The organism is Castellaniella defragrans (assembly GCF_014203015.1).
Lineage (GTDB): Bacteria > Pseudomonadota > Gammaproteobacteria > Burkholderiales > Burkholderiaceae_B > Castellaniella > Castellaniella defragrans.
The window spans coordinates 41,741-54,587 of the sequence record NZ_JACHIB010000006.1; the positions used below are offsets into that span (position 1 = coordinate 41,741).

Consider the following 12,847-nt stretch of genomic DNA (forward strand, 5'->3'; position numbering starts at 1 on the left):
GGCTTCAGTCGATCAATGGTTTCCGGCCAGGACGCGTTCCAGGCCCACGACGCGATCCAGCAGGACCATGAGCACGAGCGTGACGGCGATCAGGACCGTGGATACGGACGCCACCAGCGGGTCGATGGTCTGGGCGATGTGGTTGTACATGACCACAGGCAGCGTGGTCATGCCCGGCGTGGCCACGAAGATCGTCATCGTCAGTTCGTCGAAGCTCTGCGTGAAGGCCAGCAGCCAGCCGCCGGCGATGCCCGGCAGGATCATGGGCAGCAGGACGCGCCGCACCATGGTCCGGCGCGGCGCGCCCAGGGACAGCGCCGCGCGTTCCGCATCCCGGTCCATGCCCGCGGCGGCGGCCAGCACCAGACGCAACGAATAAGGCGCGACGAAGATGACGTGCGTCGCCACCAGCCAGGGAAAAGATCCGCTGATGCCGGCCAGATTGAAGAACCGCAGGAACGCCACGCCCAGCACCACGGGGGGAATCATCAGCGGCGACAGGAAAAAGGCCATCAACGCGCTGCGTCCCGGAAAGCGATAGCGCACCATGGCCAGCGCGGCGGGAACGGACAGGATGACGGCCGTGGTCGCCGAGGCCAGGCCCAGCCAGATCGAGATCCAGAAGGCCTGCACCATCTCGGGCGCCTGCGCGATGGCGCGGAACCAGCGCAGCGACAGGCCGTCCACGGGCATGGAGATATAGCCCTTGTCCGTGAAGGACACCGCCACCACGACGGCCAGCGGGGCCAGGATGAATGCGATGAACAGGGCGTGATAGCACAAGGCCGGCCAGCGGTTTTTTCTCATGGCACCCTCCTCAGAAGACCTGCTGGAAGCGGCGTTCGACCAGGCGGTTGCACCCCAGGATGATCACGATGTTCGCCACCAGCAGAAACAGCACGATGGTCGCCCCCAGCGGCCAGTTCAAGGTGCTCAGGAATTCGTCATAGGCCGCCGTGGAGGCGACCTTCAGGCGCCGTCCGCCCAGGATGGCCGGCGTTGCGAACGCCGAGGCGGAGAGCGCGAAGACGATGATGCTGCCGGACAGGATGCCCGGCAGGATCTGCGGCAATATCACCCGGCGCATGACCGTCACCCCCGAGGCGCCCAGCGACAGGCCGGCCTGCGCGACCTGCGGATCCAGCTTTTGCAGCGAAGCCCAGACCGAAATCACCATGAAGGGAATCAGCACGTGCGTCAACGCCACGACCACGCCCGTCATGGTGAAGGCCAGGCGCACCGGTTCATGCACGATGCCCAGGGCCAGCAGCGCCTGGTTGATCAGGCCCTCGTTGTCCATGAGGATGGCCCACCCCAGCGTGCGCACCACCACGGAGACCAGCAGTGGCGCCAGGATGACGACCAGGAACAGGCCGCGCCAGGGGCTGCGCATCCTGGACAGGATCAGGGTCTCGGGCACGCCGAACACCGCGCACAGAAAGGTCGTGCCCAGGGCCAGACCCAATGTGCGCAGGAAAATCTCGTGGTAATACGGGTCGGAGAGGACTTCCAGGTAGTTGACGAGCGAATAGTCGTCGCTGATCGTCCCGATGCCGTCGAACACATGGAAGGACAGAACGGCGGTCAGCCCCAGCGGGGTCAGCAGCATCACCAGGAACAGCGCAAGCGCCGGCGCCGACAATGCCCAGGGGACCCAGGAACCGCGGGATTGGCTAGACATGATCCCGCTCCCTGCCCAGAACCCTCAGGCTGGCGTCATCCCATTCGAGCCCGGCCCGGCCGCCCTCGTCGATGTCGAACGCGCCCACGTTCGGCACCGTGACGCGCATCACCCCCAGGCCAGTCTCCACTTCGAGCATCCAGTGGTCGCCCAGGAAGAGGCGCGTCAGCACGACGGCGTCGAGCCGGCCCCGGCCCGCAGGGACCAGGCGGATCTTTTCGGGGCGGATGTAGACCGAGACCTCGTCCGTGGGCAAAGGCGCATCGCAGGACACCGTGACGCTGATTTCTTCCAGGCGCACGTCGCAACAGCCTTCCCGCCACTGGAGGACGCGCCCCCGCAAGGCATTGGTCTTGCCCAGGAAGTCCGAAATGAAGGCGGAGGCGGGATGTTCATAGGCCGTGTGAGGCTTGTCGAACTGCACGATCCTGCCGCCGTGCATGACGGCGATCCGGTCGCTCATGGTCATGGCTTCCGTCTGGTCGTGCGTCACCAGAATGGTCGTCGTCCCCAGCTGGCGCTGGATCGCGCGCAGTTCGATGTGCATTTCGCTGCGCAGCTTGGCATCCAGATTCGACATGGGCTCGTCGAGCAGCAGGACTTCGGGGCGGATGACCAGGGCGCGCGCAATCGCCACGCGCTGGCGCTGTCCGCCCGACAATTCGCGCGGATACCGCGTGTCGCATCCTTCCAGGCGCACCATGTCCAGGACCTCCGCGACCCGCTTTTTACAGGTCGGGCGATCCACACCGCGCATCTCCAGTCCGAACCGCACGTTTTCCTCGACGGTCATGTGGGGGAACAGCGCGTAGCTCTGGAAAACGATGCCCATGCCCCGTTTCTCGGGCCTCTGCTCCAGGACGCTGCTTCCCGCCACCCGGATGTCGCCCCGCGTGGGCGTCAGGAAGCCGGCGATCATTTGCAGCGTCGTCGTCTTGCCGCATCCGGACGGTCCCAGCAGGGAGACGAATTCCCCCTTTTCGACCTGCAAGTCCAGGTGCTCGACCGCGATGAAGTCGTCGAACTCTTTTCTGAGACCACGGATTTCAAGAAAGCTCACGATACCCTTCCCGGCTCGCGGTCTCCGGCCGAGCCGGAGACCGCTTGAACCCATCGTCAATATCCAAGTCCTAGCGCTCGACCGTACGGTTCCAGCGGTTGGCCCACTTGCCGCGTTCCACGTTCACCACGGAATAGTCCACCGCCTCGAGCTTGCCGATCTGCTCCGGGCCATACGGCACGGCGGCGGCCACTTCCGGCGTCAACCGGGTCTTGCTGTTGACCGGCCCCCAGGCCTGGGTCTTGGCGAGAATGGCCTGGATCTCGGGGCTGAGGAGAAACTGCACGAACTGCTGCGCCTCGGGCTTGGCATCCGGGCGCGCCACCGGGCAGACCGCCGTGAACAAGGCGACCGCGCCTTCTTTGGGATAGACGAACTCCACCGGGAAGCCCGTGTTTTTCAGCGCTTCCACCCGGCCGCTGCCCCATACGCCCAGGACCCCCGAACCATTCTGGAACAATTCGGACATCTTGCCGGGGGACGGCTCCCAGGCCAGGACATTGGGCGCCACCTTGTCGATGATGGCCTTGAATCCGGGTTCGATGTCCTTGACGCCCCCTCCGTTCAGCTCGGCGAACTTGATCAGCGTATGCAGGCCGTAGCCGTTCGAGATCGGCGGAATCACGACCTTCTGGCGGAACTTGGGATCCTCGAGATCCAGCCAGGAGTCGGGCGCGGCCCAGCCGGCCTTTGCGAAGGCTTCCTTGTTGTAGAAGAGGCCCGTCGCCACCACGCCCAGCGCGACCGCGGTCTTGCCCATGTTCGACAAGGGATACAGGTCCTGATAGACGGGCGCCGGCGCCAGGGCGGCGCACAGATTGAATTGCTGGGCCTGCTCCATGGGGCCATCGTCGATCAGCACCACGTCGAACTGCGGGTGCTTTTTCTGCGCCACCAGCTTGGCCAGCGTATCCGTGGAATTCCCCGGCACATAGGTAATGTCCACGCCGGTCTTTTCCTTGAACATGGGGATGATGCTGTCGCGGAAGGCCTGCTCCGTCGAACCGCCGTACGAACCCACGTTCAGCGTGACCGCCTGCGACAGCATCGGCGCGACGGCCAGGGAAAAGACCGACGCCAGTTTCAACAAGTTTTTCATATGTCGTCTCCTTGAGCCTCTAGGGCAGGCCATGATTAGTAGAAACCCTATGTTTTTTTGAGATGGATTCAATCGGTTCCAACTCATTGTGTTTACTATCTTAATAACCACCAAAGCGATAAAATAGTTCTATTTATGTATAATATAATGTCTTTTCACTATGGATAACCGCCTGACGAATCGCATCACCTTGCGGCACATGGAAGCCTTCCGCGCGGTCATGCTCAACAAGACCGTCACCAGTGCCGCATCCTCCATGTGCATCTCGCAACCCGTGGTCACGCGGCTGCTCGCCGAATTCGAGTGGCGCATCGGCATCCGCCTGTTTGAACGGCAGCGGGGGCGCCTGCATCCCACGCCCGAGGCCAAGCTGCTCTACGAGGAAGTCAAGCAATCGCTGGCCGGCGTGGAACGCATCGCCGACGCGGCGGCGGAAATACGCACCTTGCGGCGCGGCAGCCTGCGCATCGCCGCCGCGCCCTCGCTCGCGCTGGACTTTCTGCCTCAGACCATCGGGAAATTCCTGGAACGCCATCCGCGCGCGCAGATCCAGCTGCTCCTGCTGAGCTCCCAGGCGGTCATGGAACGCGTGCGGGAAGGACGATCCGACATCGGCTTCATCATTCTTTCGCTGCAGCTGCAATCCAGCTACTGCCAGCTGCTGATGTCCACCAGGATGGTCTGCGCCATCCCCGCCGCGCACCCGCTCGCGCAACGCGACCTGATCAAGCCCAAAGACCTGCAGGGCGAACGTTTCGTGTCCTATCCCACCCTGCTCGACACACGCGCCATGGTGGACGCCGCATTCGCGACCCACGGGGTCACGCGCACCCTGGACATAGAAACCCAGAATTCCTATGCCATGCTCAGGCTCGTGGAAGCCGGCGTCGGGATCGCCCTGATCGATGCGCTGACGGCGGCCTGCCACCAGAACGAGGGCGTGCGCTTCGTCCCGTTCGAGGCCGCCATCCCCATGAATTTTTCTCTCATGCAGGCGCCGGACCAGACGCCGGGCGCGCTCCAGCAGCCCTTCATCGACTTCGTGCGCGCCGAAATGCTGCGGCGCATTCCCGCCGAGGCCGTCCTCTACCCGGAACGCTGAGCGCCCGGACACGGCCCCCGGACGGCGGCCCCGCGTCCGTCCATCCGGACGCTACTTCTTGAACGGTTCCAGCAGCGCGCGCTGGTTGTCCAGGCGTTCGCGCAGGGCGCGGATGCGCATGTCCAGCCGCGACTGGGCGTAGAAGTCCTTCGACAGGGTGCGCGCCTGCTGCAGATGCTCGACCGCCGTGGGCAGGGCGCCGGTCTGCTCGAAATAGCTCGCCATGGCTTCGTGGGCCTCGACCTCGCGGCCCAGGCGCTGCAGGCTGGTCGCCAGCAGCTTCTGGAATTCGGGCGTGTCGGGCCACTGCCGGGCGGCAGCCTGCAGGAGATCGGCGGCGGCCGCGTCCTGGCCGGCCTTCTGCAGGGCGCGGGCGCGCGCGTCGGCCACCCCCTGGCTGCGGGGCCAGCGCTTCGAGGCGGCCGCCGAGACGTCCACCGCGGCCGCCGGCCCCTGGGCGCCGGCCAGCTGGATCGCCAGCACGTCCAGCTGGGGCGCCGGCTGGATGGACTGCGCCTGGGCCAGCTGCGCGCGCGCGCCGGCCAGGTCGCCCTCGGCCCGGTCCAGCGCGGCCAGGCCGTACAGGGCGGCCGCCTGGCGCGCGCCCTGGAGGTCGCGCGCCTCGCCGCGCAGCGTCTGCCGCAGACGCTGGCGGTCGGCATGGTCGCGCGCCTGGATCAGGGCCAGGCGCGCGCGCACGAACCAGAATTCGGGGTCGGGCGTCGCGGCGGCGGGCGGCAGGCCCTCGATGCGGTTCTCGATGTCCGAGAGGCGCTGGATCGACAGCGGGTGGGTCGAGGCGTAGCCGCCGCCCGTGCCTTCGTTCAGGCGCGAGGCGTTCATCAGGCGGCGGAACATGGCCAGCATGCCGCGCGGGTCGAAGCCGGCCTGGCGCATCATCTGCAGCCCCGCGCGGTCGGCCTCCTGCTCGGCGCCCCGGGAAAAGCCCAGCTGGCGGTCGATGGCGGCGGCCTGGCCGAAGGTGGCCACACCCATGGCGAGGTCGCCCTGGCCGGCCAGGGCCGCCAGCAGGGCGCCGATCAGGCTGGCCACCATGATGCCCGTGCCCTGCGACTGCTGCGCGATGCCGCGGGCGATGTGGCGCTGCATGACGTGGCCGATTTCGTGCGCCAGCACGCCGGCCAGCTCGGACTCGCTCTGCGCGCCGACCACCAGGCCGCTGTTGACGCCGATGTAGCCGCCCGGCAGGGCGAAGGCGTTGATCGCGGGATCGCGCACGGCGAACACGGTGATGTCCTGGGCCAGCGCCTGCGGCGCGTGGGCGGCCAGCCGCCGGCCGAGCGCGGTCAGGTACTGGCCGACGTCCAGGTCGCCGATGTAGGTCGGGTCCTGGCGGCCCTGCTCCATGATGGCCTGGCCCAGGGTGCGCTCCACCGCCGGAGACAGTTCCGCCGCCGAAGCCGCCCCCATCGAGGGCAGCCCCATGGGCTGGCCCCAGGCGGGCGGCACGCCGGCCGCCAGGGCGCCGGCCAGGCTCAGGCCCGCTCCCGCCCGCCGCATCCAGATCCTCATGACGCCTCCTCCGTCCTTCGTTCGGGGCCGCATCAGACCGCCCGCGCGGACCGGTCCGCCGGGCGCCGCCGGGGCTGCGGCAGGCGGTTGCGGGCCGACAGCCGCATCAGGGTCCCCAGCGCCACCAGCAGCCCGAAAGTCTCGATCAGGCCCGCCGGCACCCACATGATCAGTCCGCCGATCACCTGGTCGTCGAGCGCGCTGAAGCCGGGCAGCGCGCGGCCGCACAGGTCGAACACCGGATACAGGTCGTGTTCGGAAAAGACGATCACCGCGCCGGCGACCATCTGCGGCGCCATGGTGAAGACGGGCGAGAAGATGCGCCCGCCGGGCGCCATCGCCGCCGGCGGATGGGGCCGCCGGTCCAGGATCAGGTTCCAGTACATCAGGCCGGTGATCACCACCGCCCAGTTCATGAGCCGGTAGAGCCGCCAGTCGAGCATGGAATAGAACTGCACGGTGGGCTCCAGCCAGACCAGCACCATCAGCAGGAACAGCAGCGGGACCAGGAACCGGTGCGTCGCCAGGGCTTCCAGGGCGCGGACGGGGCCGGACGTCCGGCGCGCCGCCGCCAGCCGCGTCCGCCAGGCCAGGGGCAGGCCGGCCCGCATGACCTGGCCCGGATAGGCGCCCATGACGAGCAGCGGCCCCAGGTGGTGCAGGACCAGGTGCTGCAGGCGATGGATGAAGAACATGCGCTCGGCGTAGTAGTCGAGCTGCGTGTGCATGGACAGGTACAGCATGACCCAGCCGATCCAGAACAGGGACTGGCGCACGGCCCCGACATGGTGGACGCGGCGGCCGCGCAGGAACAGCCACGCCGACGCCGCGAAGGCCAGCACCAGGGCGGGCGAGAATTCCCAAGGCTGCAGCCAGGCGAGTACGTCCATGAGATCCAGTTTCAATCCACGCCCGTCACCGGGCAAAACAACTTGGAAGAGACGGCGCGTCTCCCAAACGACGCGACCCAGTTTAAAGCATCATTCTAAAATGGCCGTCTTCGCCCGCTGCTTTTCGTCCCTCTCCTTTCGCTTCTTTCGACACGCCATGGCCCTTCCGACCTACGACATCGCCATCCTGGGATCCGGCCCGGTCGGCTGCGCCCTGGCCCTCGGCCTGGCGGACGCGGCCCCGGACCCCGCGCGCATCGCCCTGGTGGGCCCGGAGCCCGCGCCGCGCCCCGCCGGCCAGGCCGTCGATCCGCGCGCCCTGGCCCTGAACCACGGCAGCCGCCGCCACCTGGAAAGCCTGGGCGCCTGGCCGGAGCGCGCCGCCGACATCCTGACCGTGCACGTGTCCCAGGCCGGGCACCTGGGGCGCACCCTGATCGACCAGGCCGAGCTGGGGGTCCCCCGGCTGGGCTGCGTGGTGGCCTACGACGACCTGCTCGACACGCTGTACGCCGCCGTGCGCCGCGCCGGCGTCGCCCTGCTGCCGGAGCGCCCGCAGCGGCCCCTGGCGGGCTCGCCCGTCCTGCTGCGGCTGGCCGGCGGGCCCCGCAGCGCACGCCTGGCGCTGCTGTCCGACGGCGCCCGGCCCGAGGGTCTGCACCGGGAATACGGCCAGCACGCCGTGCTGGCCACCGTGCGCGCCGCCGCCCCGCTGCCGGGCCGCGCCTTCGAGCGCTTCACCCGCACCGGCCCGCTGGCCCTGCTGCCGCATCCGGCCGGCGCCGATCTCTACAGCCTGGTCTGGTGCGTGCCGCCGGCGCGCGCCCGGGCCCTGCGCGATCTGCCGGACACCGAATTCGACGCGGCGCTGCAGGCGGCCTTCGGCCGGCGCCTGGGCGGCCTGCGCCGGGTGGGCGAGGCCCACGCCTTCCCCCTGTCGCTGCATGCCGGCCCGAGCCTGCTGGGCCAGGGCCTAGCGGCCGTGGGCAACGCCGCCCAGACCCTGCACCCGGTCGCCGGCCAGGGGCTGAACCTGGGCCTGCGCGACGCGGCCCAGCTAGCCCAGGCGCTGCGGCCCTGGCTGGCGGCGCCCGAGGCCCCGGTCCAGCCGCTGCTGGAACGCCACGCCCGGCGCCGGCGCGCGGACCGCGCGCTGACCCTGGGCGTCACCGACACCCTGCCGCGCCTGTTCGCCACCGCCAACCCGCTGCTGCGCCACGCCTGCGGCCTGGGGCTGGCCGCCCTGGACCTGCTGCCGGCGCTGCGCAAGCCCCTGGCCCGCCACCTGCTGCAGGGCCAGCGGCTGTAGGGCGCGCCGCGCGCCCGCGGCCTGACGGCCGCCTTACAATGCCTGCCATGCGCATCGGATCCTGGACCCTGCCCCACCCCGTCTGCGTGGCCCCCATGGCGGGGGTCACGGACCGCCCCTACCGGCGCCTGTGCAAGGCGCTGGGGGCGGCCTACGCGGTATCCGAGATGGCGGCCAGCAACCCGCGCCTGTGGGACAGCGTCAAGACCGCGCGCCGCCTGAACCACGACGGCGAGCCCGATCCGGTGGCGGTGCAGATCGCCGGCGCCGATCCCGGCATGCTGGCCGAGGCCGCCGTGTTCAACGTCCGCAAGGGCGCGCGCATCATCGACATCAACATGGGCTGCCCGGCGAAAAAGGTCTGCAACGTCGCCTCGGGCTCGGCGCTGCTGCGCGACGAGGCCCTGGTGGCCCGCATCCTGGAGCGCGTGGTGGCCGCCTGCGCGCCGCTGGGCGTGCCGGTCACCCTGAAGACTCGCACCGGCTGGGACCGCGACAGCCGCAACGCCGTGCGCATCGCCCGCCTGGCCGAGGACTGCGGCATCGCCGCGCTGACGCTGCACGGACGCACCCGCTGCGACCTGTACACGGGCCAGGCCGAATACGACACCCTGCGCGAGGTGCGCCGGGAGATCCGCATCCCGCTGATCGCCAACGGCGACATCGACTCGCCGGAAAAGGCCCGCCGCGTCCTGGATTACACTGGAGCCGACGCCATCATGGTCGGCCGCGCCGCCCAGGGGCGGCCCTGGATCTTCCGCGAGATCGCCCACTACCTGGCGCACGGCACCCGCCTGCCGCCGCCCACCTACGGCGAACTGCGCGAGCATCTGCTGAGCCACCTGGACGACCACTACGCCTTCTACGGCGAACATACCGGCGTGCGCAGCGCCCGCAAGCACATCGGCTGGTACCTGGCCGGCCTGCCGGGCGCGGACACGCTGCTGCCGCGCATCATGACGCTGGACGGCACGGCGCAGCAGTCCGACGCCCTGCGGCGGTGGTTCGACGAGCGGCCCGCCGACGCCGTTCTGGAACCCGCGCCTTCCCACCACTGATTTCCCGATCGATCCGACATGAGCACCACCACCCCTCTGGAACAAGCCGTCCGCGAACAGCTCGAACGCTATTTTGAAGACCTGGGCGACTCCACCCCGCACGACATGCTGTCCATGGTCGGCCTGTGCGTCGAGCGCACCGTCCTGGAAGTCGCGCTGGAGCGCACCGGAGGCAACCAGACGCGCGCGGCCGACATGCTCGGCATCACGCGCGGCACGCTGCGCAAGAAGCTCCAGACGCACCAGATCCAGGCCTGAGGCGCCGCCGCGCCCGCCCCCCGCTTCTCCCTTCCTTCCCTCTTGCCGACATGACCATCCAGACCGCATTGATCTCCGTGTCCGATAAATCGGGCATCGTCGAATTCGCCCAGGCCCTCGCCCAGCGCGGGGTCTCCCTCCTCTCGACCGGCGGCACCGCCCGCCTGCTGTCCGAGGCCGGCCTGAAAGTCACCGAAGTCGCCGCCCACACGGGCTCGCCGGAGATCCTGGACGGCCGGGTCAAGACCCTGCATCCGCGCATCCACGGCGGCCTGCTGGCGCGCCGCGACGACCCCGCGCACCTGCAAACGCTGAAAGAACAGGACATCCCCCCCATCGACCTGCTGGTGGTCAACCTGTATCCCTTCCAGCAGACCGTGGCGAAGCCGGACTGCATCCTGGCCGACGCCATCGAGAACATCGACATCGGCGGGCCCGCCATGCTGCGTTCGGCGGCCAAGAACCACGGCTCTCCCGAGGGCGGCGGCGTCACCGTGGTGATCGACCCGGCCGACTACCCGCGCGTGCTGGCCGACATGGACGGCCCGGCGCGCCAGCCGTCCTACGGTCTGCGCCTGGAACTGGCCGCCAAGGTCTATGCCCACACCGCCGCCTACGACGGCGCCATCGCCGCCTATCTCAGCAGCCTGGCGGCACGCGAGCCCGCGCCCGCCGAGGTGCCCGAACGCGAGCCCTGGCCGCGCGTGCTGACCCTGCAGATGCGCCGCGAACAGGCCCTGCGCTACGGCGAGAACCCGCACCAGGGCGCCGCCTTCTACCGCGACGCCCACGTGGGCGCGGGCCTGCTGGCCGGCTACCGCCAGATCCAGGGCAAGGAGCTGTCCTACAACAACATCGCCGACGCCGACGCCGCCTGGGAATGCGTGCGCAGCTTCCAGTCCGGCGCCTGCGTCATCGTCAAGCACGCCAATCCCTGCGGCGTGGCCCTGGGCGCCGACGCCCTGTCGGCCTACCGCCAGGCCTTCAAGACCGACCCGACCTCGGCCTTCGGCGGCATCATCGCCTTCAACACCACCGTGGACGAAGCCGCCGCGCAGGCCGTCTCCGAGCAGTTCCTGGAAGTCCTGATCGCCCCGGCCTACACCGGCGCCGCCCTGGGCCTGCTGGCCGCCAAGAAGAACGTGCGCGTGCTGGAAGTGCCGCTGGGCACGGCGCACAACCCCTGCGACGTCAAGCGCGTCGGCGGCGGCTGGCTGGTCCAGGACCCGGACGACCTGCAGGCCACCGAGGCCGACGTGCGCGTCGTCACCCGCCTGGCGCCCAGCGCGCAGCAGATGCGCGACCTGCTGTTCGCCTGGAACGTCGCCCGCTTCGTCAAGTCCAACGCCATCGTGTTCTGCGGCCAGGGCATGACCCTGGGCGTGGGCGCCGGCCAGATGAGCCGCATCGACTCGGCCCGCATCGCCTCGATCAAGGCCGGGAAGGCCGGCCTGACGCTGCAGGGCTCGGCGGTCGCCTCGGACGCCTTCTTCCCGTTCCGCGACGGCCTGGACGTGGTGGCCGACGCGGGCGCGGCCTGCGTCATCCAGCCGGGCGGCAGCATCCGCGACGACGAGGTCATCGCGGCCGCCGACGAACGCGGCATCGCCATGGTCTTCACCGGCGCCCGCCACTTCCGCCATTGACGTCCGCGCACCGATGATCATCCTGGGGGTCGATCCGGGCTTGCGGCGCACGGGTTTCGGCGTGATCGAGGCCCGGGGGGCGCGGCTGCGCTACGTGGCGAGCGGCACCATCGTCGTGCCGCCCGCCCTGCCCCTGCACGCACGCCTCAAGGTCATCCTGGACAATCTGCGCGAGGTCGCGCGCGACGCCAGGCCGGACCAGGCGGCGCTGGAAAAGGTCTTCCTCAACGCCAATCCGGCCTCGACCCTGCTGCTGGGCCAGGCGCGCGGCGCCGCCCTGTGCGCCCTGGCCGACTGCGGCCTGGACGTGCAGGAATACACCGCGCTGCAGATCAAGAAGGCCGTGGTCGGCACCGGCCGCGCCTCCAAGGAGCAGATCCAGACCATGGTGCGCCACCTGCTGTCGCTGGACGGCGTGCCCGCCCCCGACGCCGCCGACGCCCTGGCCTGCGCCATCTGCCACGCCCACTGCGCGCCGCTGGCCGGCCGGCTGCAGGCGCTGGCGCCCGGCACCCTGTCCGCGAGCCGGGGGCGTCTGCGCACCGGACGCCTGGTGTCCTGATGCGCGCCCGCTTCCCCTCGCGCCCCGCGCCCCGCATCCACCCCGAACGACGGAGTCCGCCATGATCGGCCGCATCACCGGCACCCTGATCGAGCTGTCCCCCCCCACGGTCTGCGTCCAGGCCGGCGGCCTGGGCTACGAGATCGACGTGCCCATGAGCACGCTCTACAAGCTGCCCCCCGTGGGCCAGGCCGTGACGCTGCACACCCACCTGGCGATCCGCGAGGACGCGCACGTGCTCTACGGCTTCGCCACGCCGGCCGAACGCAGCGCCTTCCGGGCGCTGATCAAGGTGAGCGGCATCGGCGCGCGCACCGCCCTGGCCGTGCTCTCGGGCCTGAGCGTGGACGACCTGGCCGACGCGGTCGAGCGCCAGGAATCCGGCCGCCTGGTGAAGGTGCCCGGCATCGGCAAGAAGACCGCCGAGCGCCTGCTGCTGGAACTGCGCGACAAGCTCGGCGCCGTGGCGGGGCTGTCCCGCCCGGACGGCGCGCCAGCCCCCGCCGGCGGCGACGACGTGCTCAACGCCCTGCAGGCCCTGGGCTATTCCGCCGCCGAGGCCCGCCGCGCCATGGCCGCCCTGCCCGAGGGGCTGAGCGTGTCCGACGGCATCCGCCAGGCCCTGAAGGCCCTGGCCAGAGGTTGAGGA

General features: G+C 69.8%; 13 protein-coding genes. 7 read left to right on the plus strand and 6 right to left on the minus strand.

Annotation, left to right across the window (positions count from 1 at the left end; translation table 11 throughout):
* Nucleotides 1-12: 12 nt before the first annotated feature.
* From HNR28_RS06125 to HNR28_RS06140, 4 genes are all read right to left on the minus strand, one after another.
* The gene (locus tag HNR28_RS06125) at nucleotides 13-807 is read right to left on the minus strand and encodes an ABC transporter permease (RefSeq protein ID WP_151025087.1); all 795 of its coding nucleotides are present in this window, start codon (nucleotides 805-807) and stop codon (nucleotides 13-15) included.
* Between the two features lie 10 nt (nucleotides 808-817).
* Nucleotides 818-1,681 carry an ABC transporter permease gene (locus tag HNR28_RS06130; RefSeq protein ID WP_151025086.1) on the minus strand — a complete coding sequence of 288 codons (864 nt, stop codon included), beginning with the start codon at nucleotides 1,679-1,681 and terminating at the stop codon, nucleotides 818-820.
* On the minus strand, nucleotides 1,674-2,741 hold the full coding sequence (locus HNR28_RS06135) for an ABC transporter ATP-binding protein (protein ID WP_151025085.1): 1,068 nt from the start codon (nucleotides 2,739-2,741) through the stop codon (nucleotides 1,674-1,676). The genes HNR28_RS06130 and HNR28_RS06135 overlap by 8 nt, the downstream gene beginning before the upstream one ends.
* A 70-nt stretch (nucleotides 2,742-2,811) precedes the next feature.
* Complete coding sequence (locus HNR28_RS06140) at nucleotides 2,812-3,840, minus strand: ABC transporter substrate-binding protein (RefSeq protein WP_151025084.1); 1,029 nt, start codon at nucleotides 3,838-3,840, stop codon at nucleotides 2,812-2,814.
* Between the two features lie 160 nt (nucleotides 3,841-4,000).
* Here HNR28_RS06140 and HNR28_RS06145 point away from each other — a divergent pair, with 160 nt between their 5' ends.
* A complete protein-coding gene (locus tag HNR28_RS06145) occupies nucleotides 4,001-4,942 on the plus strand; it encodes a LysR substrate-binding domain-containing protein (RefSeq protein ID WP_084330705.1) in 942 nt (313 codons plus the stop codon).
* Between the two features lie 51 nt (nucleotides 4,943-4,993).
* On the opposite strand, the gene HNR28_RS06150 is transcribed toward HNR28_RS06145, so the two are convergent.
* Together HNR28_RS06150 and HNR28_RS06155 are read right to left on the minus strand one after the other, a co-directional pair.
* Nucleotides 4,994-6,475: a M48 family metalloprotease gene (locus tag HNR28_RS06150; protein WP_244978199.1), complete on the minus strand. Its 1,482-nt coding sequence runs from the start codon at nucleotides 6,473-6,475 to the stop codon at nucleotides 4,994-4,996.
* A 32-nt stretch (nucleotides 6,476-6,507) separates the two neighbouring features.
* Nucleotides 6,508-7,365, minus strand: coding sequence for a cytochrome c oxidase assembly protein (locus HNR28_RS06155; RefSeq protein ID WP_151025637.1), 858 nt, complete (start codon nucleotides 7,363-7,365; stop codon nucleotides 6,508-6,510).
* Nucleotides 7,366-7,522: 157 nt separating this feature from the next.
* Between HNR28_RS06155 and HNR28_RS06160 the strand changes: the two genes are divergently transcribed.
* The 6 genes from HNR28_RS06160 (at nucleotide 7,523) to ruvA (ending at nucleotide 12,844) form a co-directional block, all read left to right on the plus strand.
* Nucleotides 7,523-8,674, plus strand: coding sequence for an FAD-dependent monooxygenase (locus HNR28_RS06160; RefSeq protein WP_184142596.1), 1,152 nt, complete (start codon nucleotides 7,523-7,525; stop codon nucleotides 8,672-8,674).
* A gap of 47 nt (nucleotides 8,675-8,721) precedes the next feature.
* Complete coding sequence (gene dusB / locus HNR28_RS06165; RefSeq protein ID WP_043684038.1) at nucleotides 8,722-9,732, plus strand: tRNA dihydrouridine synthase DusB; 1,011 nt, start codon at nucleotides 8,722-8,724, stop codon at nucleotides 9,730-9,732.
* A gap of 18 nt (nucleotides 9,733-9,750) precedes the next feature.
* Nucleotides 9,751-9,990 (plus strand): helix-turn-helix domain-containing protein, encoded by a 240-nt coding sequence (locus tag HNR28_RS06170; RefSeq protein WP_043684041.1) that lies wholly within the window; start codon nucleotides 9,751-9,753, stop codon nucleotides 9,988-9,990.
* A 50-nt stretch (nucleotides 9,991-10,040) separates the two neighbouring features.
* On the plus strand, nucleotides 10,041-11,636 hold the full coding sequence (gene purH, locus HNR28_RS06175) for a bifunctional phosphoribosylaminoimidazolecarboxamide formyltransferase/IMP cyclohydrolase (protein ID WP_151025528.1): 1,596 nt from the start codon (nucleotides 10,041-10,043) through the stop codon (nucleotides 11,634-11,636).
* 13 nt (nucleotides 11,637-11,649) lie between these two features.
* Nucleotides 11,650-12,198, plus strand: coding sequence for a crossover junction endodeoxyribonuclease RuvC (gene ruvC / locus HNR28_RS06180; protein WP_043684043.1), 549 nt, complete (start codon nucleotides 11,650-11,652; stop codon nucleotides 12,196-12,198).
* A gap of 61 nt (nucleotides 12,199-12,259) precedes the next feature.
* A complete protein-coding gene (gene ruvA, locus HNR28_RS06185) occupies nucleotides 12,260-12,844 on the plus strand; it encodes a Holliday junction branch migration protein RuvA (protein WP_043684045.1) in 585 nt (194 codons plus the stop codon).
* The last annotated feature ends 3 nt before the right edge of the window (nucleotides 12,845-12,847 follow it).